Consider the following 21,038-nt stretch of genomic DNA (forward strand, 5'->3'; position numbering starts at 1 on the left):
AATTCCACACCTGCTCGGGCATGTAAACAGCGTAGACCCTAATGCGCTAAAATGCTCGACCAAATGACTAGGCATTAGGTGTTGGGAGCGCGACCCATCTGCCGCGCCTAGGCCAACGGACAATGGCGTTATGGAGAAACAACGATGCGTGATTTCCAACATCTGGAAGGCTTGTTTCGCCACGCCTCGGGCGATACCGCCCTTAGCCGCTTGTTGCCAGGGGAAATATTGGCAGACGCCMTGCAAGGCTATTTCCACCACTATGGCTTAGAAGCACTGCTGTTAGATACCAGTGAAGTGCACGCAGGCTTTATCGATACGGGACGCTTTGCGCTGTGGTGCCAGGTGTGGAGCCCCTCGCAGCCAGTGGGTACTGCCTTTGTGGTGCACGGCTATTTTGATCATATGGGGTTATATCGCCATTTGCTTGAACGCCTGCTGGCTAAGGGCTGGCGGGTGGTGCTGTGGGATCTTCCCGGTCACGGCCTTTCCAGCGGGGCGCGGGCGGAAATAGAAGACTTCGATGATTATCAACACTGTCTGGCCCATCTGCAGACGACCCTAAAGAGCCAAGGCATGGCGCCTGAGCCGTGGTTAGGCGTGGGCCAGAGTACCGGTGGGGCGATTCTGGCCACCGATGCGCTCACTCGCCGTGAGGCTTCCGGCTGGTCAGGTTTGGTGCTGCTGGCGCCCCTGGTGCGGCCTTGGGGATGGAGCCAAACAAGCTGGTTGCACTTGATTGCCAGCCCGTTCTTAAAAGAGTTGCCGCGCAAATATCGACCTAACTCCACCGACGAGCAGTTCACCGAGTTTCTACGCGAAGGTGACCCGCTGCAGCCCGAGCGATTAAGCGTTGCCTGGGTAAGTGCGATGCGCCGCTGGATGCCCCGGCTGCTGGCGCAGGAGCCCAACCCACTGCCTACCCTGATACTCCAGGGCGAGCAGGATTTGACCGTCGATTGGGAGTGGAATTTAGCGATTCTGGCGAAGAAGTTTCCCAATGCCGAAATTCATCGCCACCCGGAAGCTCGCCACCACTTGGTGAATGAGGCAGACCCCATCCGTGAAGTGCTGTTTGAAGCGCTGGATGCGTTTGTAGACAGCTTTTGTAAGTAGTTTTTGTAAGTAGTTTTTGTAATTCGTTTTTGTGAGGGATTGTTGCCAAAAGGGGGTATAAAACACATTGGTGAGATGAATTCCTAGACGTCACGAGCACTGAATAAATTCCGCTATGGATTTATTCAGTGCTTTCACCTTCCGATGTGCACGTTTCCCCGTATATTACTGAGCGTTCAAGAATGCCTCCACATCGAGCAGTATCAGCTCATTATCATCGGCGCGCCCCTGCTGGCGGCCAATAGAAAACGGGTAGTTATTGTCGTTGGCGACCACGATGGTGCGCTCATCGACACGATCCACGTTCTCAATGGTCACAAAGGGAAAGTTAAAGGTGCCGTTGATCGTGCCCCGCGGTGCAAGGCCCTCTGGATCCTGGATGTCCATCAAGTCGATATAGGCGATTTTCTCAAGCACACCCTGCTCGTCCGTACGTTCGAGATCGACGAGATAGATGCGTTTGAATTCGGCAGGATTGTCTGCCCACTCTTCTCGCGGGTCGCCCTGGSGGCTATCACGCTCGATGATTAAGCCGCGAGTTCCGCCAATGAGGTTGAAATCGCCGATGGCGTGATCCGCTGATTCCAAGGGGTAGTAGCGGGTTGTGTCGCCCCATTCGCCGGTTTTAGTGTTGAGCTCGAACATTCTTAATACGGGGGTGCCATCAATCGTTTCCGGGGCGTTGGCGTTGCTATCCCAGATGGGCTTTTCCAGTAAGGGGTAGAGGGTTGTTTGGTCTTCGGAGAGCGCCATGCCCTCATAACCACCGGAGCGAAACACTCTCACATCATCAGCGAGAGGCGCGCCAGGGTTCGGGGTGAGGGCAAAGGCATTGTCGGGGGAGCGCATCAGCGTCCCACCAGGATTGGTGGCCAGCACTTGCAGCACTTCGCCCTGATTATCGACCTGGATAATCCACGGGCCAAACTCATCGCCAATCCAGTAGCTATCGCCCACCGGCTGTATCGATTCAATATCGAAATCAGCCCCGGTTAAAAAACGACCAGGAGTGGCTTCATTCATAATCGGGAAGGGCACCTTGCGGTTTGGATCCGAGAGTTGAACGGTTTCCTCAATGATGACACGCCCAGTGTCCCAGTCGGTCTTTATGATGTTAAACATCAGAATGACGTCGGAGGAGTTCGCCTTGGAGCCAAAGCCGTTATCGGTCAACACCAGGAAACGGTCATCGCCAAGCGAGCGAATACCAGAAAAACCCTGCAGAGGCTGGCTGGGGAAGGGTAGCGCTAAGCCGGTGGCTTGCATATTCGTATATAACTGCTCAACACGGCCCTCTTGGCCAGTAAAACGGCCGGAGACGTTGTAATGCTCAGCGGCGCCGGAAGGAGCCGCCACAAAGGTGCTGCCGGGTAGCTGGGCATGGCCGGACAATGTGGCGGGAAAGCTCTGCTGGGCGTGTGCCGCACTGGTAAACGCAAAGGCGAGTAGAGCAGTCGCTAGTAACGGCTTTGTCATCACTATTTCACCATTTAGGAAGAAAAATTAGAGCAGGTGCAGCTTTTGCTAATTTTCATCCGTAATAGTGATAGTTGAATGACAAAGAGCAGACGTTTTAATGGCAGCAGGGTTTCACGTCGAGTCTGGCCCTGAGTCGTAAAATACGTCTTGCTCAACAGGCGTAAATATTAATAAATAGTGTGGCTTTCAAATACATTATTCAAAGAGGAAATGACAATGGGATCATCGGTCAAAAAGGTACTGGTCTTTGCAGGCAGTGCCCGAGAAGCGTCACTGAACAAGCAGCTAGCCAAGCTGGCCGCCAAGCGTATTGAGGCGCTTGGCGGGGAAGCAACCTTTATCGATTTAAAAGATTACCCCTGCCCACTGTTTGATGAGGATATCGAAGCCCAGGGCGTGCCGGAGAATGTGCTGAAGCTGCGTGAGATTCTGGCGGATCACCAAGCGGTGATGATCGCTTCGCCGGAGTACAACGGCTTTATCACGCCGCTGCTGAAAAACACGCTGGACTGGCTATCACGTCCCTATCAGGATACGCCGGGGCTCAAGTTATTTGCCGGTAAGTGGGCAGCGCTGGTATCGGCTTCCCCTGGTGGGCTAGGSGGCATCCGTGCGCTGCCCCTTGGTCAGCAACTGTTAGCCAATCTGGGGCTGATCGTGCTGCCACAGCCATTGTCGCTGGCGAAAGCGGGCAGCGCCTTCAATGATAGTGGCGCGTTACACGATGAAACCACGGGGCAGAAGCTGGATGCGCTGTGTCAGCGCCTAGTGAACTCATTGGCCTCCACCCACTAACCGTCCAGTGGCTTTCGGGGGCTTACGCCCCCTTTAGCATCCGATCCAGCTGTCGGTAGCCAATTGCTTCAATCAGGTGCGGTTGGGTGGGCTTGGGTTCGCCCTGAAGGTCGGCAAGGGTAAGGGCTACGCGCAGTACGCGATGATAGGCGCGGGCGGAGAGCTTGAGCTTTTCCAGCACGCCCGCCAGCCAAGCGCGCTCTTCATCGTTAAGCGCGCAGGCGGCTTCCAGGGCTTTGCCGCTTAGCTGGCTATTCAGCGCGCCACGGGCCATTTGGCGTTCTCGGGCGGCCATCACCCGCTCGCGCACTGCTTCTGACGACTCGCCTTGGGTTTGTGCGGTGAGCTGCTCTGGCGGCAGCGCGGGCACTTCCACTTGTAGATCGATACGGTCTAGCAATGGCCCGGAAAGCCGTGCTTGATAACGCTGGATTTGGCTGGCGGTACACTGACAGCGCTGGCGTGGGTCGCCCAAGTGGCCGCAGGGGCAGGGATTCATTGCGGCTACCAATTGAAACTGAGCTGGGTATCGGCGTTCATGGCTGGCGCGAGCTAAATGAATTTCTCCAGTTTCTAGCGGTTGCCGAAGTACCTCTAGCACGTGGCGGGAAAACTCCGGCAGTTCGTCCAAGAACAGTACGCCGTGGTGAGCAAGGGATATCTCGCCGGGTTTGGGTTTTGAACCGCTGTCATTTTCAGCAATTAGTGCGACCCTCAGGGCGTAATATCGGGCTATTATGGTAGTCTGTACAGGATTGAGTGCGACAGAATTAATAGCAATTGATGCGACAGGTCTTGTTTTATTCAACATTTGGTGCGACTGCCCATGCCACTGCCTACATCCGTTCGTAAAATCGGCCCTACCCGACGAAGTGTGTCTGGCTACTATGCCTTTCGCGGGGAGGAGTCTATTGCGTTCGAGTCGACGCTCGAACGTGATTTCCTCATCAAGGCTGACTTTGATGTGAGCGTCCTTGGTGTGATATCCCAGCCGTGCGAGATCCCGTTTCATCATCCCGTGACCGGTAGGCGCTACACCTACACACCTGACTATTTGGTTTATTACCGTCTCGGTAACCGTCATTACAGGGATTACCCAAAACCTCTCCTGGTGGAGGKCAAACCACGGGAAAAGTGGCAAGCACATTGGCGTGAATGGTCGCCTAAATGGAAGGCGGCGATACGGCATGCCAACAATGAGGGCTGGGCGTTTCGCATTCATGATGAAAGCCGCATTCGTGATAAGACCTTGGACAACATTACCTTCCTAGCGCGCTACAAGCGGATGGTGTTTCCCTCTGTCGAAAGCCAGGCAGTCCTCAACACGGTGAGGGAAATGGGGGTGGCGACCTTGGATTACCTGCTTTCTCGGCACTTTATGGGCGATATTTACCGGGCAGAGGGGATTGCGCATTTATGGCATCTACTGGCGACTCGGCAGTTAGATTGCGATATGGCCCAATCCTTCAGTCCTCTATCGGAGGTATGGGTACCCGATTATGAATAACCATCGTGGCAGCGCAACTGAACCCAATAACGGCGTCGCCCAAACACGCCAACACTTGCAGATTATGGTGGGTGAGCAGGTTCAGAAAGATGGCACCGTTTACCGAATTTCCCAGGTGCTCGATTTTGAGACAGTCATTGGCATTGCCGTTGAGTCCGGGCGTAGTTGCCCGCTTCGCATCAAAGAACTAGCGCCTCTCAATAGCGGGTCCGTATCCCCTGAGCAGGATATGTCCGAGATTGGGGATGCCGATTGGCGGGAGGCCGAGCATCGCTTTTCCATCATTAAGCCCTTGGTGGATCGCCATACGGTGGGGCGGGATGCAGCGGAGGAGCGTGCGAAACAAACGGGGGTTGATACGGCTACGATCTACCGTTGGTTGAAGCGGTATAAAGCGACGGGCTCGGTGCTCGCATTGATTCCTCAAAAGCCAGGGTGGAAGAAGGGAAAGTCGCGTATTCCCGCGCATGCCGAGGCAGTGATTCAGGAAGTCATCAAAGAGGTGTATTTGACGCTGCAGCGTCCGTCCGCACAAAAAGCGGTACAGGAAGTCATGCGGCGCTGCCATGAACGGCGCATCGACCCGCCGAGCCCTGGTACCGTTCGTGCTCGTCTGCGTGATATCCCAGAGCGTGACCGGTTGCGTGGCCATGGTTTTAGAGACAAAGCCATTAACAAGTTCCAGCCGGCTGCCGGAAAATTTCCCAATGCGGACTATCCGTTAGCCGTTATGCAGATTGACCACACGCCTGCCGATATTATTTTGGTCGATGACGTGTATCGCAAGCCGATTGGTCGCCCATGGATTACGTTGGCCATGGACGTGTTTACTCGCATGGTCACGGGGTATTACTTGTCGTTTGACCCGCCCTCTGAAACATCTGTCGGCATGTGTGTGGCGCACTCCATGCTTCCTAAAGATGAGTGGTTGCTMCTGCATAATGTGGAGGCTGAGTGGCCGGTATGGGGCACACCCGCCACGATTCATGTCGATAACGGCCCAGATTTTCGCTCTGAGACGTTTCGGCGCTCATGCCTAGCCTATGGGGTCAACCTTGAGTTTCGGCCTGTTAAGCAGCCTCGTTATGGTGGCCACATTGAGCGGGTACTGGGCTCTCTTCTAAAGGAAATCCATAACCTGCCTGGGACGACCTTCTCCTCCATTAAAGAGAAAGAGGGATACGATCCAGAGAAGCACGCGGCCATGACGAAAAGCGAGTTTGAAGAGTGGCTGGTGACGTTGATTTGCAAGGTTTACCACCAGCGCCTTCATTCTGGGATTGGTATGTCGCCGATGAAAAAGTGGGAAATTGGTGTGTTTGGCAATGCGGATGTGCAGGGAGTGGGATTAGCGCCGAGGCCTGCTGACAGGCTCTCTGTATTGCTCGATTTTTTGCCCAGCTTTCAGCGTACGATCCAGACCTTTGGTGTGACCATCGATGGCATAAACTATTACGATGAAGCGCTAAGACCTTGGATCAATGCCAAAGATCCAGACATGCCAGACAAGAAACGCACCTTTGTTTTCCGGCGCGACCCTCGCGACATTAGTGTCATTTGGTTCAAAGACCCGGAGCTCGGGCACTATTTTCGCGTGCCCTTTGCCAATCTTGCCCTCCCCYCGATGAGTGTTTGGGAGTATGCCCAAGCTAAAGCGCGCCTTCGGCAGGAAGGAAGAAACTCGGTCAATGAGACTGAAATTCTACGCGCTATTAGTGAGCTGCGAACCCATGTGGAGGAGTCGCAAGCACGTACTAAGCGAAGKCGCCGTCAGGCACAACGACGTAAAGAGCATGAGAAGAAGGTGACGCCTGCAGATCCCCTTTTACATGCGCCCTCAACTGCGGCCCCTAAAGAGACACCCGCTCAAGGGGACGGTCTTTTAACGGGTGATATCGATGTGAACTGGGACATAGCATGAGCACACACCTTCATCCTGATCTTCGTCACGTCTTGGGGCTGTCCGCTAAAGAGCGAATGGAGTTTATGGATCAACCGCGCTGGTTGGGCTATCCATTGGCCAATCGTGTCATTGAGGTCATGCGTGGGTTGATGGAGAAGCCCAGTCGTCCTCGTATGCCTAACCTCTTGCTCGTGGGTGACTCCAACAACGGAAAGACAACCATCGTTCAACGGTTTCGTAAGCAGTACGGTGAAGGCTACGTGAATGAAGACGTAGAGCCCGTGAAGCCTGTTGTTGTCACTCAGGCTCCCCCGAGTGCCGATGAGAAAAGTCTGTATATCGCAGTGCTAGAGAGKTTCTGGGCTCCCTACCGGCCTACAGATCCTGTTCCCAAGCTGCGCTACCAGGTGATTCATCAACTGCGTGCTTGCCATACGCGCTTACTGATCATCGATGAGTTTCACTCTCTGTTAACCGGTGGTGCTGTTAAGCAGCGCGAAACGATGAATGCCATTAAGCTTTTATGCAATGAGCTAATGATTCCCATCGTTGGTGTGGGGACGCAAGATGCTGTGCGTGTGCTGCATTCAGACCCACAGCATGCGAGTCGCTTTGATGTGGTCGCGTTACCAAAGTGGGAGCTCAATCAGGAGTTTCAGAAGCTGCTCGCTGGCTTTGAGAAGATATTACCTCTCAAACATCCTTCCCAACTGCATGAGCCCCAATTGGCGACCCAGCTCCACGCGATTTCTGGCGGTAATTTGGGTGACCTGCACCGGCTGCTGATTGAGTGTGCAAATGCCGCTATTTTGTCTGGAGCTGAGTGCATCGATGAGAAAATTATTCAGAGTAAATCATGGGTGCGGCCCACCCGTGGCATTAGGGAAGTGATGCTGTAATGACCTGGGCGCTGAGTGTGCCCCTGCTGCCTGAGGAGTCCCTTTCATCATGGCTCGTTCGGGCGGCGTTGCGACAGGGGTGTGATCCTTTGKCGCTCACCGGGGCTATTTGGCCAACATGGCGTATATGGACGAGGGACATTGATAGGGAAATACCCCTCGCAAGAATGCGCCCATTAGTGAATGCCTCGGGGATATCTTCCGCTAAGTTTCAGAAAGCGGGGATGCGGGACGATTGTGAGAAAGTGGTCGGTTACTCGTTACCGGAAACCCGGACTTGGCCCTGGTTGTTGGCACTCGGCAGCCGAAATCGAACCCGCCATGGAGGACAACAGGTATGCACGTTGTGCTTGGCAGAGGACTCAACCCCCTACTTGCGCCGGCACTGGCGATTCGCTTGGCACACTGGGTGCCGCTTTCATGGGGTGCAGCTGGTAGATGAGTGCCCAGCATGCAAGGCCCCTATAGAGCCCCATCGCCTGACAGCGGAAGATCAACATTTAGCTCAATGCAGCCGGTGTCATAACGATTTTAGAAAGGCGGTATGCACGTCGCCTTTACCTGAAGCGTTCAGTGTTCAAGTGATGGCTGATCGTGTGTTAGAAMAGGATAAGGTGACGTTTAGGCAGGCCTCTATCGCACCCGCCGATTGGKTTTCTATGGTGGCCTTTTTTATTGGCGTTATACGGCGTGCAAGTCGGCGGCCTGTGTCACCCCTGGCCGATGCGCTTCTTTCATTGGGCATTTCGGTTACGGATTGCCGAATGCCTGTGTCTGGCCTGGCGTTTGAGCTGCTGGCTGTCAGCGAGCGTAGTGCCTTATTGGTAGCGTTGGAACGCTTGCTCAGTATGGGCCTTGAAGAAACGTTCAGCGTTCTGGTCGCGTGCAATGTCAAAACGAGCGCGCTTCATGATCCCCGAAGGTCGCCCCCCGTTGTGTTGTTGCCGCTGCTATCACGGTTATCTCACCACCCTCATGGGCCGCATCGCCGCCGTGTTCCCCCGGCTTGTCGCCCCATGTCGGAACGCGCTGTTAGAGCCTCATGGGCGCGTTTAAAACGCAGAATGAAAGCGGAGCCAACCTCTTGAATCAACACCAAACGGTCGACTGCGATGAGTGTGGCCGAGAAGTCTCCAAATTGTGGCGACGCCATAAAGGGCACGGCTACTAACTTGCTATGCTCGTGTGTTTAAGCGGCGGATGTGCCCACGATGTGGTGAGTTAGCCCGTCTGCCTAAGAATGACCCAGACGCCGTCTGTCGTCAGTGCAACGTTGACAAACCGTGTGCACGATGTGGAAAAGCCAGTTCAGACTACAACATCGGCAAGGTCACTCCCTACGGCCCTGTCTGTATCGCCTGCGCTCCCTATTTCAAAGAACCAGAGCCCTGCGAGGCGTGTGGGAAAGCATCTCAACGTCTTACCCGAGTGGCGCGTATGGGGCATGATCATCGCTTATGTCCACGCTGTTCGACAGCAGACCACGGTACCTGTTCTGCATGTCGTCGACATCGTTTATTGGTGGTGGCACCCAACGGGGATGCGTTGTGCAAAGCCTGTAATGAGCAAGGGGAAATTGCCTGCCCATCGTGTGGTAATCCCATGCCAGCGGGTCGAGGTGATGCCTGTGAGCCCTGCTATTGGACGCGAACATGCCGTAAACGCATCACCATTGGCCAAGCCGGTATCACTACCAAAGCGTTAAGTGAGGCCTTTGGGGAATTTGGTGAATGGCTGATTCGTATCACTGGGCCGCATAAGGCTGCCCTCAAGATCAATCATTTCTTCTCGTTCTTCCTTGAGCTCGACCAGGCATGGTCACGGATACCGAGCTATTCGGAGCTACTTCATCACTTCGGGGCGGAGGGCTTGCGGCGTGTGAGGCTTCCCATGCGATGGTTGCATGAAGAGCAAGGGGTAGAGCCGGATCACCAAGCAAAGCGGATCGACTCAGAGAAAAGACGTATTCAAGCGTGTCTCAGTTCTATGCCGTTCGCTTCGCTATCAGACCAAGTGCTGCAAGCCTATTGGCTGCAATTGGAAACCCGTATAGAGGCGGGCAAAACGTCCCACACCTCCGCACGACTTGCACTAAGAGCGGCAGCCGCATTGCTMCTCGCTACTGACCGGGAGGGGCAGCGACTGCCTCAACAGGGCGATGTGGACAACTATTTGCATGCGGTGCCCGGACAAGCAGCCTCGGTCACGGGGTTTACTAATTTCTTAAATCGCCAACATGCCACCACGTTGGCTCCTCGGGTGGATGTAAAACGGGCAAGAAAGCGGCGAAAAGAAACACTAGCCCGCACCCTGATGACGATGGCCCGGTGTGCTGATCAAGGAGAGGCCTGGAGGGAGGCATGGATCGTTGCTGCCATGGAGTATTTCCATGACACAAAATTAACGCAGAAAATGCTTCGACAACAGACCGTAGAGCGGACGACAGACGGGATACAGGTGGTAGTGGGTGGCGTTACCTACTGGCTGCCTCTGGATATTGAGTGCTAAGACACTGATAGCGCGCAGTCACTTGGAGGGCCCCGCGACTCTGTAGGCGAATGTCGCCCCGCCGTTTGGACGGGGCTATGGCTCTCTACCTATATGCCAGGGCTCAACGGGGTGCCAAAAGGCGTGTCATGACCGTTGAGATGACGTCAAAACCAGGTCTTCATAAATGCCCTTGATAGCCTTCTCTTCTGGGCTGTGGCGCTGTGGCTCCTGTTCCTGCTTTGGATGTAGTGGGGTTATAAGCCCGTTAGAGAGTGACAGGACATCGCTGAGCTGCTCGTAATCGAGGTTTACGTTATCGACATTGTATTGGTTAAGGCGTGTCATGGTCTCTGTGAGTGCGGTCATACTGTGCTCTTCTTCTCCAAGCGGCGGAAAGGCTTGAATCAGCGGCTGACCGCCTTCCCAACCTATCTTGATCGGCTGATTGATGATGTTGACTTGGGTGCCGGGTGGAATGCGGTCAAATATAGATTCGATGTCTTTGGGTAACATGCGGATACAACCTCGGCTTGCGCGCATGCCAATGCCATCGGGCTGGTTGGTGCCGTGAATCAAATAGCCATCGAAGCCTAGGATGATGGCATGGTCTCCTAGCGGGTTATCGGGGCCGGGCGGTACAACGCTTGGTGCGGTTTCGCCGCGTGCTTCCGCTTCACGTTTTACCGACTCAGGCGGGTACCATGCGGGGTTTTTAATGTTCATGGTGGTCTCGGTCACACCAAGGGGTGTATCAAACCCTTCGCGACCGATGCCGATAGGATAGGTCTCAACGCGCGGTGTCTCACCGGTTTTGACATCTGGGTAGTAGTAAAGCCGCAGCTCGGCGATATTGATGACGACCCCAGTACGCTCGACATTCGGCAGGATGAAGCGTCCTGGAATGGTTACTTCAGTACCCACTCCGGGCACCCAAATACTGACCTCTGGGTTAGCACGTACAATCTCCTGGTAGCCAAGGTTGTGACGTCTGGCAATATCAATCAGAGTATCCTCGTAATTCTTCACGATGAAGGTGTCAGCCTCTCCGATAATATTGCCTTCCTCAGGTAGCGGGTAATGCCCCTTGGGCCATTCCGTCTCCTGGGCAGTGGAAGGTTGTGCCGCCATGGCGACAGGGAGCCATGCCAGAAACGAAACCATCACACTCACGATGAAGCCGATCTGCATTGGCCATGGGAGGAATCTCTTAAGTATTGCTGCGTTCTTTGCCAAGAGCATCGCTAGGTTCCTTTTTCATCTAATGCGTCGTTTTTTGATCGAGATAAGTTCAGTTGTAACCCGAGCAGTGTCAGCACCGCAGCGAGTATCCAAGCGGGGCCACTACCGGTGCGTGTGAAAGGAGTTAGGCCCTGCATCGGGGTCACCTCGCCCGTTAAACTGGCCTGTTCAAACTGTGGGGCACGGGCTGTGACGTGACCTTGTGAATCGATGATGGCCGTCACGCCATTACTGGTAGCTCGAAGTAGGTGACGACCATTTTCTAAGGCACGTAGACGCGCCATTTGAAGATGTTGGTGTGGGCCAATGGAGCGCCCAAACCACGTATCGTTGGAAACCGTTAATAGCAGCTCGGCATTACGCGCCTGTTGGGCGACATGGTCGGCAAAAATGATTTCGTAACAAATGGCATTGCCAATGGKGGCTCCAGCCACGTGTAACGGAGCCTGTTCGCCTGACCCTGGGGTCAGGCGAGGTACTGGCAAGTCGAAAAAAGCAAGGGTGCCAGCGAGGAGACTTTGGAATGGCAAATACTCGCCAAAGGGCACCAAGTGCGCCTTCTGGTATTCGCCCTGCACATCATTTAGCCCTATGACGCTGTTATAAGAGCGCCCTTCACTGTCGCGTTGCAAAATGCCGGTCAACAAGGCGGTGTCAGGCCCCAGGTCGGACGCTACTTGCTCAAGTATTTGCTGTGCTTCCTGCTCAAGCATGGGAAGGGCTGCCTCAGGCCAAACGATGAGATCGATATCCCTTGCTTGCTCCCGTGTCATCGTCGTGTAGATACTGATCGCTTCGCGCTGCCCTTGGGCAGTCCACTTAATGCGCTGGTCAAGATTCCCTTGCAGCAATGCCACCCGGATGGGCTTGCCAGCCGGGGTTGTCCATTGGGCGGGCAATAGGAATGGAACGATCCACAAGGCGGCCATTGGGACAAGGAAACTCCAGCGGCGACGCAGTACCTCTACCCCTAACGTACCTGTCAGCGCGGTCATGAGTGACAGCAAGTACACACCACCAACGGGCGCCCATGGGGCTAGTGGAGAATCAATCTGAGAGGTGCCCAGCAATAACCAGGGAAAGCCGGTGAGCATCCAAGTGCGTAGCCATTCGCTCACCACCCACATACCGGCAAAGCTAAGAAAGGCGAACCGTGGCCCCGTGATGCGTCGATAGAGCCCAAAGGGGACTGCAAAGAAGAGCGCCAGGACGCTGACAAAAAGAGTGGTGAGGAGCATCGCCACCAAGGCCCCGGTGCCACTGAAATCGTGAATAGCAACGAAGACCCACGACGTGCCTGAACCGAACAGGCCTACCCCATAGCACCACCCACGCAGGGTGGCCATGGCGGGCGTTAGCGACGCTATTCTCCAATAGACCAGTGCCACGCTCACTGGGCCAAGCCACCATAGGGAAAAGGGGGCGGCACTCAAGGTGGTCAGCACCCCAGCGGCGAGCGCTACAACGCAATCGACTATTGGTGAGGAGCGCCCAGCAAAAAGCGTATATTCTTTATCTTTATCGACCACATCCATAGCGTTACTCAGAGCGCTTAAAAGCAGGACTTTCACGCCATAACGCCACCGCGAACATCAATACACCGGCAAATAGCGCGATATCGGCCATGTTAAAGGCGGGCCAATGCCATTCGCCCCAGTAAATGTCCAGATAGTCGACGACGTACCCTCGCGCTAAGCGATCAACAGTATTACCGAGCGCGCCGCCAAGAATCAGGCTGTACGCACAGGCCTCCAAGCGCGACAGGGGTTTGCATAGCTGCACAACCAATACGACGACCACCACCAACGCTAAACCAAGAAAGAGGTAGCGCTGCCAACCCCCTGCTTCTGCGAGAAAGCTGAAAGCGGCTCCTGTGTTCCCGGTATAAACCCAGTTAAAAAACGGCGTTAGCGGAATGACTTGGCCAAACGACATCTGGGCATGCACAATTTCCTTGACCAGTTGATCGGCTAGAGCCATCACGCAAGCTAATGTGAACCATGGCCAGCGACGTGAAGGGCTATCGTTTGGCGCTGTTCTCATGACGTTGTTTTTCCTTGTGACAGGCCTGTCATTGCGGTACTGGGCGAAAAGCGGKAACCCAGCAGTCGCATGGCGTTCAACGTCACCAGGACGGTAGCACCGGTATCGGCCATCACCGCAATCCACATGCCGGTAATACCCAGCGCCGTTGTAACTAGGAAAATGGCTTTTAAGCCAAGGGCGAGAACAACGTTGGTTTTCACATTGCGCAGCGTGGCACGAGAGAGGTCTATCAGCTCAGCGATGCCGGTAACGCGGTTCTTGAGCAAGGCTGCATCGGCGGTTTCCAACGCCACATCCGTGCCACCCCCCATCGCGATACCCACATCTGCTGCCGCGAGTGCCGGTGCATCGTTGATGCCATCGCCTACTTTACCGATGGGGCCACGGCCTGCCGCTTGCCAGTCTCGAACATACGCTGCCTTGTCTTCAGGCATTAGTTCGCCGTACGCTTCAATGCCTAAGCGACCCCCCGTGGCAGCGACGGTGCGGGCATTATCACCGCTGAGCATGACCGCCTGTACGCCTAAACGGGATAGCGCCGCTAGGCCTTCCATGGCATCTTCGCGTGGCTCATCGCGAACCGCGATCAAGCCCAGTAAACGCTCGCCTTCGACGAGGAGAGCGAGGCTCTTACCGGCTTCTTCTAACGCGACAATCCGAGCACTGAGACTTTCCTCAAGGATGACTTTCTCGTGAAGGTGACGAGGCGTCATTAAGCTCAGCTCGCGACCCTCCACCTGGCCGGAAACACCGCGCCCCGCCAGAGCGCGGCCGCCGGTGACGGTGGGGAGGTTGATGCCCGACTGTCGGGCATGCTCAACGATAGCCGTGGCGATAGGGTGACTGGAATCCCGCTCTATTGCGGCGGCGAGCCGCAATACGCTGTTATCGTCTTCCTCAGCAATCCAAGACTCCACATCTGTGACTCTTGGGGTACCCGCAGTGAGGGTGCCCGTTTTATCTAATGCCACCAAGCGAAGCTTACCTAACTGTTCAAGAACGGCTCCCCCTTTGATCAGTAGTCCGCGCCGAGCTCCCGCCGAGAGACCGGCGGCGATGGCGGCAGGGGTGGAAATGACTAACGCGCAGGGGCATGCGATTAACAGCAATGCTAACGCACGGTAAATCGACTCCGACCATGCCATGGTCGATACCAGCGGTGGCACTATCGCCATCAGTAGGGCGAGTAAGACGACGGCGGGCATATAGTAATACGCAAAACGATCAATAAAGCGTGCTATCGGTGCCTTGGCGGCCTGTGCTTCTTCAACCAGACGAATAACGCGTGCGATCGTATTGTCATCAGCGCCTCGTGTTACCTCCACCTCCAGGGCGGCATCAAGATTCACTGTGCCAGCAAAAATGTCATCACCAGGCGCTCGCGAACGAGGTATGGACTCGCCGTTTACCGGCGACTCGTCAATGTCGGAGGTGCCCACCAGGATGCGTCCATCGCAGGGTACGCGATCACCGGGCCGCACCAGCACACGCTGACCGGGTTTAAGTGACTCCGCCGAGACATCACGCAGATGGCCGTTGTCCATCAGCCTCGCCGTTGAGGGTGTTAAGTTTGCCAAGGCTGAGATACTGCGGCGCGCCCGTGACGCAGCTACCCCTTCGAGTAGCTCACCTACGGCGAACAAGAACACGACCATCGCAGCTTCAGCAGCAGCATTGATGGCCAATGCGCCAACCGCAGCGATGCACATCAGCATCTCGATGGTAAAGGGGTTGCGCATTTTGAGGGCGCCCCAGGCACTCTGCGCAATGGGCATTAAGCCGACCAGCGTGGCCAGAATGAACGGCACATTACCCAGCGCAGGCCATGCTAAACGAAGCGCGAAGGCTACGATCAGCAGATTTCCCGTGATAATGACCAAGCGCCCTTTAGCGGTTTGCCACCAAGAGGATGAAGCACCAGATGCGCGTGTTTGGCCAGCAGGGGAAGTCACTTGATAGCCTAGTTCGTTCAGGATGCCCTCAATGGTCTGTTGCGAGGGGCCTCCATGATCGCGCTGGTGAATCTTCACCGATCCTGTGACGGAGCTTGCCGTGACTTCCTCAATGCCGTCCAGCCGCTCTAGCGCCGACACAACCTTGCGCTCACAACCGCCGCAGTCCATGCCTTCAACACGCAGTGTCAAGACGGTAGGCGCTGTCGCCTGCGTTGATGTTTTCATGGTGCCTCTTCTCCCAATGAGCTATGGTTTTGAAGTGTAAACCTTGTAGCAACTACAGCTTCAAGCCCTGCGTAAGGAGTTTTACCATGTCGATGATGGGGCAAAGTATCAGCATTGGTGAGTTAGCACGACGAGCCGATTGCAAACCTGAAACGGTTCGCTATTACGAGCGTATTGGGCTGTTGCGCGATGCGACACGAACCGGCGGAGGACAGCGCCGCTATGGAGACGACGCTGTGCGGCGCTTGACCTTTATTCGTCATGCCCGTGACTTTGGCTTTTCGGTGGAGTCAGTGCGAGAGCTTTTGGCCATGTCAGATCAACCTGATATGCCTTGCCAAGAAGTCGATGCCATCGCCACGCATCACCTAAAGAAAGTGGAGTCCCGCCTTCAACGACTGTCCATACTGCGTGAGGAGCTTCAACGGATGGTCACACAGTGTGCCGGTGGTAAAGKGGAAAGCTGCCGAATCATTGAGGTCATCAGTGATCATCAGCTCTGTATCACTGAAAAATCGCACGGAGGGGCTCACGACTTGGGTTAGCACTAACGCTACGCCCCACGCCCAATGGTTAGCCCAGCGAAACATCCAAAAACAGCATGAGTACCAATCCGATGGAGAGGCCCAGCGTGGCCTTTTTTTGGTGCCCGCTCCGATGAGTTTCGGGAATAATCTCATGACTGATCACATACAACATCGCCCCCGCTGCAAAGGCCAACCCCCAGGGCAGTAGCGCTTGTGACATGCTGATGACTCCAGCGCCTAATAAGCCACCCAACGGCTCAACAAGCCCCGTAAGGGCGGCAATCGTCCATGACCGCCAACGTGAATAGCCCACGCTTAGCAGTGATACTGCTACGGCCAGTCCTTCTGGGGCATTCTGAAGTCCAATGCCAATCGCTAGCGGCATGCCTCCTTCGCTTCCCCCTGCGCCAAAGGCCACGCCAACGGCCAGCCCTTCTGGCAGGTTGTGTATCGTAATGGCAATAATAAACAACCAGATACGGCGTAGTGAGGCAGCCTCTGGCCCTTCTCGCCCCTGTTCGAAGTGCTCATGAGGTAAGAGCTCGTTCAGTAGTGCGACCATTCCAATCCCTAGCAAAATGGCCGCACAAGCAATGGCAGCAGGTACCACGCTACCGCCATAACGCAGCTCCGAGGCTTCTAAGGAGGGTATGATCAGTGAGAAGAAAGAGGCCGCTAGCATGACACCAGCGGCGAACCCCAACGCTAAATCGCGAACACCACGATTCGGTGTTTTGGTAAACAAGACAGGAAGCGCCCCTACAGCCGTCATCAAGCCCGCCGCAAGGCTTGCCAATACCCCCATGGTGACGGGAGAAACCTCTTCCATACCGATTACCTGTGTTGTGATAGATGAGTGATTACACGGCTTGGGTTCCATAACGAGACAAGCGCACGTTCACGTTACTAACCCCCATGCAACGTTGTTAAGCACGAGTGGTTACGGCTCGTTAAACGAGATCAAGTCATAAAGTGACGCCGTACCGATAGCTTKTTCTAAGCGATCTCTTGCCTCGTAAAGTGACGCTTGATATTCACTTTGAGTCGGCTGTTCGCCTAGCATGATGCGTTGACCTTGACCAAGGGGGTCAACAGGCTGGTTATTGACTCTCACTTCGTAATGTAGGTTGGGCCCCGTGGCGACCCCAGAGGCACCTACCTCTCCGAGCGACTCTCCCGCATTGACTAAATCCCCAACCACTAGCTGTGGGGAAAATCGGCTAAGGTGTGTGTAGCGACTGATTGCCCCTGTGTCGTGCTCCACCTCGATCACCTGCCCATATCCCCCTTGGCGACCCATAAAGGATACGCGCCCAGGTGCGGTGGCAATGACCGGCGTTCCTGTCGGCGCAGCCAAGTCAATTCCATTATGAGGACGCATCCCTCCATACACAGGATGTCGCCGATTCCCAAAGCGAGACGTTAAGCGGGCACTAAGCACGGGCAACCGCAACGTGCCTAGCAGGGTGTCGCTTTTGAAAAGAGCTACGTCCCCCTTTTGGGTGACCGGCCATATGACCTCCAAGGGCTCTGCCTGATCAGGCAGAGCGGCATAACTGAGGCGTGGTGGCCCAACACGGGCGCCGTCCTGGCGTCGATCTTCCTCCCACACTAATTGAATACGTTCACTGCCAGAAAACTCCAGCGGCGCTGCGATAAACTCGCTGAGCAGTGTTTCCAGTTTAGTGGCGAAACGCGTTGGGACACCTTCTGCTGCCAAGGCCTCGTAGAGGGTGGTATCAATGACGACATCACGCCCAAAGGTTAGGKTATCAACGCTATCGAGCGGTAATGTGCCTTCTTGCTCGCTAGCCGCCTGTAACTTGACAGGGCTAAGTTCAGACGGAGGCAATGACAGATGCGTTTGCCAATTGGCTTCGGCTAGCAAGGGGTAAAAGCCCACCAAGCCTAGTAACCACCAGCGCTGCATCACTGGCCATCCTCTTCCCCAGAGATCTCCGCTACTTCACTCTCGACGGCATCAATCAGCTCTTGCATACCAAAGGGGTCTAAAGGCTCGCCATTGACAAAAAAGGTAGGTGTTTGGCGAATCTGATTGGCTCTGACATCCGCCATGTCTTGGTCAATCACCGCCTGCACCTCAGCAGAAGTCAGTTGCTCTTCGGCAGCCGCTAAATCAAGGCCTCCTTGGCTCGCGATATCGAGGATAGCGGATTCATCAAAACTGCCATGTGAAGCCCATTGATCCTGGCGAGCCAGCAGCCTCTCCAGTACCGGTTCAAAGACGCCCTGACGACGAGCAACTTCTAATACCCGAATGGCCTTGTCCGATACGTCGCCGTGGAAAGGAGTGTAGCGCACGATGAGCCGCACTTTTTCTGGGTAGGTTTCCAGAATACTTTTTGTCAGGGGATAGAAAGCACGGCAGGCTTCGCAAGCCGGATCGAAGAATTCCACAATCGTCACCGGCGCGTCTTCTCGTCCCAAGATGGGGGAGTGTGAACGCACCAAGGAGTCCTCGGCCTGGACACCGCTCTCTTTTGCTGCCTGAGCTTGCATGTCTAAGAGGGCAGGCTTCGATACGGCGACGATCGCAGCGGTCAGCATTAACGTACCGGCCAATATAAAAGACGCTTTTTTGAACATGTTTCTCTCTCTGTCTCAACGATGGGGTGGAAAAGTAGGGTTGAAAAATAAGCCAATCGCTATGGGAGTAAGCTGCTCGCTATCTACCTGAGCTGGGAGCCGGCCTCGGTCTGTCACTCATGCCCATATAGATTGGCATTTTGATGCGCGTGGTCACTATGCTCAAACTCTAGGCTGGAATGAGCAATACTGAAGCGCATTTTAAGCTGCTCCTTGATCTCTGCTTTGACGGATTCAAGCKGCTGCCAGCCGGTTTCTGTCAGAACCACGTGGCAGTCAAGGGCTGCCATGTTTTCCTGCATCTGCCATAGATGCACATGGTGAATATCCTGGACTCCCTCGATATCTCGTACGGTCTCAACGACTGCCTGCCCGTCAATGTCCGGGGGAGATCCCAGCATTAGCGTACGGATAGGGCCGCCAATTTCAGAGAAGGCTAGGTAAAGAATATATAGCGCAATCCCTATCGTGATCGCGGGGTCTACCCAGCGCATGTCGTACAGTAAAATAAGCGAACCACCGATAATCACGGCGATGGAGGCAAACGCATCCGATAAGTTATGCAGAAAAAGGGCGCGGATATTGACACTCTCTTTTTGCATTGACCACGTGAGCATGGCGGTAAGGGCATCGACGACGAGCGCGACGCCACCAATAATCACGATCGTCCATCCCTCTATCTCAGGGGGATCGACCATCCGCATAGCGCCTTCGTAAATCAGGTAGACACCGACAATAATGAGGGKGGTGTAATTGATGAGTGCTGCCACTATCTCGATGCGGCCATAGCCAAAGGTCATATGCACATCGGCAGGCCGYCTGGCGATTTTACGAGCAGCAAAGGCAATGACTAATGCTGCCATGTCAGAAAAGTTATGTAACGCATCAGCGATCAGCGATAGGCTCCCCGCCATAATGCCACCGACGATTTGAGCGATGGTTAAGAGCCCATTGGCCCAAATGGAGATGCTGACGCGCCGGTCGCCAGAGGCAGGATCAATGTGGGGATGATCATGATGATGTCCCATCTGTTACCTTCTCTCGAATTATCTGTTCTTGGTACTATAAAACCTCTAGCAACTAAAGCTTCAACCCTTGAGCATTATCTATTTGCATCGCTGGATTGGGAAGCACGTCCCTAGCTACCAAGCGAGCCATGGCGCGCTGGGCCGAAGGTGATCATGTTTTAGGTGCGGGGCTCAATCCACTTCAACCGGTAACGTCTAATCCACCATGGGTAGATTCATTTATTTTGTCGAGGCGCACCTTGTCTGGTTTGTAATCGTCGTCGCGGGGGGAGGCTTACTCTTTCCGGCCACCGGAATAATGCTTAAGTTCGCGATTGGGCCATTACTGGCATTACTGATGTTGATTATCAGCCTCACATTCGATGCGCATGCAGTGCGCATCGTGTTCCGAAAGCCGTCACGGCAGTTGTTGGCATTGGGGCTGGTCTATGGGCCTATGTCGATTGCCGGGTGGCTAACGGGCCGTCTATTTTTTGGAAGCGGCCCGCTGGCTGCTGGCCAAACCTTGCTCGGCACGCTGCCGACAGATGTGTCCTCTCCTCTTTTGGTACTGATGGCAAAAGGCAATGTGGCGCTTGCCGCTGTTTTCAACGCAGTCAATACCGCGTTATGTCCGTTTATTGTTCCCTTCCTGTTTTTATGGCTCACCGGCCTTCAGTTAGACGTGCCGCTTGGATCAATTATTCTTGAATTAACACTAATCGTGCTTCTTCCTACCGTGATTGGGGTCAGCTTGCGTACAAAGTTCTCGGCTTTCTTTGCACGGCATGATTCAGCGTATGCAGGGATAGGGTCGATTCTGTATCTGCTGATCCTACTCGCCGTGGTCGGGCCGAATGCCACCACGATCATTGGCTATGGCTGGTATGCGTTTGTGATTGCGGGCGCGGCCCTGTGCCTCAATTTKATTGGGTACCTGGTAGGTATGTCCTCACGGTTACTCACCTCTGATCGCAAAGAGGTGATTACCTATCTTTTCACGGTCAGTAAAAAGGAATTCAGCATCGCTGCAGCGTTTGTCGCTGTTTCCGGCTTGCCATCAGAGATCGCGATTCCAGCCGCTTTTTTTGCCGTGATTCAAATGATCACTTCGCCCATCGCAGCGAAGATCCTCGCCCGCCACTGAAGGGATGGCCGTATCGGCTCTTCGTCAGAAGAGCAACCTGCACACGGGGTGTACAGGTTGCTCTTAGCGACAAAACAGACACCGCTACTCATAAAG

At 54.7% G+C, this 21,038-nt stretch carries 18 protein-coding genes and 1 pseudogene; 9 read left to right on the forward strand and 10 right to left on the reverse strand.

The window, feature by feature from the left end; all coding sequences use genetic code 11:
• Positions 1 to 144: 144 nt before the first annotated feature.
• Positions 145 to 1,116: an alpha/beta hydrolase gene (locus HALO_RS00960; RefSeq protein WP_050712852.1), complete on the forward strand. Its 972-nt coding sequence runs from the start codon at positions 145 to 147 to the stop codon at positions 1,114 to 1,116.
• A gap of 165 nt (positions 1,117 to 1,281) precedes the next feature.
• On the opposite strand, the gene HALO_RS00965 is transcribed toward HALO_RS00960, so the two are convergent.
• Positions 1,282 to 2,592 carry an esterase-like activity of phytase family protein gene (locus HALO_RS00965; RefSeq protein WP_050712853.1) on the reverse strand — a complete coding sequence of 437 codons (1,311 nt, stop codon included), beginning with the start codon at positions 2,590 to 2,592 and terminating at the stop codon, positions 1,282 to 1,284.
• 219 nt (positions 2,593 to 2,811) lie between these two features.
• On the opposite strand from HALO_RS00965, the gene HALO_RS00970 reads away from it, so the two are divergent.
• The gene (locus HALO_RS00970) at positions 2,812 to 3,390 is read left to right on the forward strand and encodes an NADPH-dependent FMN reductase (protein WP_035581937.1); all 579 of its coding nucleotides are present in this window, start codon (positions 2,812 to 2,814) and stop codon (positions 3,388 to 3,390) included.
• Between the two features lie 22 nt (positions 3,391 to 3,412).
• Here HALO_RS00970 and HALO_RS00975 read toward each other — a convergent pair.
• Positions 3,413 to 4,075: pseudogene (locus tag HALO_RS00975) on the reverse strand (ATP-binding protein); the annotation flags it as partial.
• Between the two features lie 141 nt (positions 4,076 to 4,216).
• Here HALO_RS00975 and HALO_RS00980 point away from each other — a divergent pair.
• The 5 genes from HALO_RS00980 to HALO_RS01000 all read left to right on the forward strand — a co-directional run bounded on the left by HALO_RS00980 (position 4,217) and on the right by HALO_RS01000 (position 10,207).
• The gene (locus HALO_RS00980; RefSeq protein WP_050712855.1) at positions 4,217 to 4,897 is read left to right on the forward strand and encodes a heteromeric transposase endonuclease subunit TnsA; all 681 of its coding nucleotides are present in this window, start codon (positions 4,217 to 4,219) and stop codon (positions 4,895 to 4,897) included.
• Entirely contained in the window at positions 4,890 to 6,818 is a 1,929-nt protein-coding gene (locus HALO_RS00985) for a Mu transposase C-terminal domain-containing protein (protein ID WP_050712856.1), read from the forward strand. Before HALO_RS00980 ends, HALO_RS00985 begins: the two co-directional genes overlap by 8 nt.
• The gene (locus HALO_RS00990) at positions 6,815 to 7,699 is read left to right on the forward strand and encodes a TniB family NTP-binding protein (protein WP_050712857.1); all 885 of its coding nucleotides are present in this window, start codon (positions 6,815 to 6,817) and stop codon (positions 7,697 to 7,699) included. Before HALO_RS00985 ends, HALO_RS00990 begins: the two co-directional genes overlap by 4 nt.
• Positions 7,699 to 8,787 (forward strand): TniQ family protein, encoded by a 1,089-nt coding sequence (locus HALO_RS23695; protein ID WP_092490795.1) that lies wholly within the window; start codon positions 7,699 to 7,701, stop codon positions 8,785 to 8,787. Before HALO_RS00990 ends, HALO_RS23695 begins: the two co-directional genes overlap by 1 nt.
• A gap of 514 nt (positions 8,788 to 9,301) precedes the next feature.
• Positions 9,302 to 10,207 (forward strand): hypothetical protein, encoded by a 906-nt coding sequence (locus HALO_RS01000; protein WP_016916423.1) that lies wholly within the window; start codon positions 9,302 to 9,304, stop codon positions 10,205 to 10,207.
• 126 nt (positions 10,208 to 10,333) lie between these two features.
• On the opposite strand, the gene HALO_RS01005 is transcribed toward HALO_RS01000, so the two are convergent.
• The 4 genes from HALO_RS01005 to HALO_RS01020 are packed head-to-tail and all read right to left on the reverse strand — an operon-like array spanning position 10,334 to position 15,654.
• Positions 10,334 to 11,377 (reverse strand): L,D-transpeptidase family protein, encoded by a 1,044-nt coding sequence (locus tag HALO_RS01005; RefSeq protein WP_016916424.1) that lies wholly within the window; start codon positions 11,375 to 11,377, stop codon positions 10,334 to 10,336.
• 53 nt (positions 11,378 to 11,430) lie between these two features.
• Entirely contained in the window at positions 11,431 to 12,963 is a 1,533-nt protein-coding gene (lnt, locus tag HALO_RS01010) for an apolipoprotein N-acyltransferase (protein WP_050712859.1), read from the reverse strand.
• 4 nt (positions 12,964 to 12,967) lie between these two features.
• Positions 12,968 to 13,471: a signal peptidase II gene (lspA, locus tag HALO_RS01015; protein ID WP_016916426.1), complete on the reverse strand. Its 504-nt coding sequence runs from the start codon at positions 13,469 to 13,471 to the stop codon at positions 12,968 to 12,970.
• Positions 13,468 to 15,654, reverse strand: a complete 2,187-nt coding sequence (locus tag HALO_RS01020) for a heavy metal translocating P-type ATPase (RefSeq protein ID WP_050712860.1) — start codon at positions 15,652 to 15,654, stop codon at positions 13,468 to 13,470. The genes lspA and HALO_RS01020 overlap by 4 nt, the downstream gene beginning before the upstream one ends.
• 86 nt (positions 15,655 to 15,740) lie before the next feature.
• Here HALO_RS01020 and HALO_RS01025 point away from each other — a divergent pair, with 86 nt between their 5' ends.
• Positions 15,741 to 16,199: a MerR family transcriptional regulator gene (locus tag HALO_RS01025; protein WP_092490796.1), complete on the forward strand. Its 459-nt coding sequence runs from the start codon at positions 15,741 to 15,743 to the stop codon at positions 16,197 to 16,199.
• 28 nt (positions 16,200 to 16,227) lie between these two features.
• On the opposite strand, the gene HALO_RS01030 is transcribed toward HALO_RS01025, so the two are convergent.
• From HALO_RS01030 to HALO_RS01045, 4 genes are all read right to left on the reverse strand, one after another.
• Positions 16,228 to 17,010, reverse strand: a complete 783-nt coding sequence (locus tag HALO_RS01030; protein WP_027965781.1) for a ZIP family metal transporter — start codon at positions 17,008 to 17,010, stop codon at positions 16,228 to 16,230.
• 111 nt (positions 17,011 to 17,121) lie between these two features.
• Entirely contained in the window at positions 17,122 to 18,111 is a 990-nt protein-coding gene (locus tag HALO_RS01035; RefSeq protein ID WP_050712861.1) for a M23 family metallopeptidase, read from the reverse strand.
• Positions 18,111 to 18,788: a DsbA family protein gene (locus HALO_RS01040; RefSeq protein ID WP_022521292.1), complete on the reverse strand. Its 678-nt coding sequence runs from the start codon at positions 18,786 to 18,788 to the stop codon at positions 18,111 to 18,113. Before HALO_RS01040 ends, HALO_RS01035 begins: the two co-directional genes overlap by 1 nt.
• Before the next feature lie 113 nt (positions 18,789 to 18,901).
• Positions 18,902 to 19,816 carry a cation diffusion facilitator family transporter gene (locus tag HALO_RS01045; RefSeq protein WP_050712862.1) on the reverse strand — a complete coding sequence of 305 codons (915 nt, stop codon included), beginning with the start codon at positions 19,814 to 19,816 and terminating at the stop codon, positions 18,902 to 18,904.
• Between the two features lie 205 nt (positions 19,817 to 20,021).
• Here HALO_RS01045 and HALO_RS01050 point away from each other — a divergent pair, with 205 nt between their 5' ends.
• A complete protein-coding gene (locus HALO_RS01050) occupies positions 20,022 to 20,942 on the forward strand; it encodes a bile acid:sodium symporter family protein (protein ID WP_050712863.1) in 921 nt (306 codons plus the stop codon).
• Positions 20,943 to 21,038 lie beyond the last annotated feature (96 nt).

Origin of the sequence: Halomonas sp. R57-5 (genome assembly GCF_900070345.1) — a bacterium.
GTDB classification, from domain to species: domain Bacteria; phylum Pseudomonadota; class Gammaproteobacteria; order Pseudomonadales; family Halomonadaceae; genus Vreelandella; species Vreelandella ventosae_B.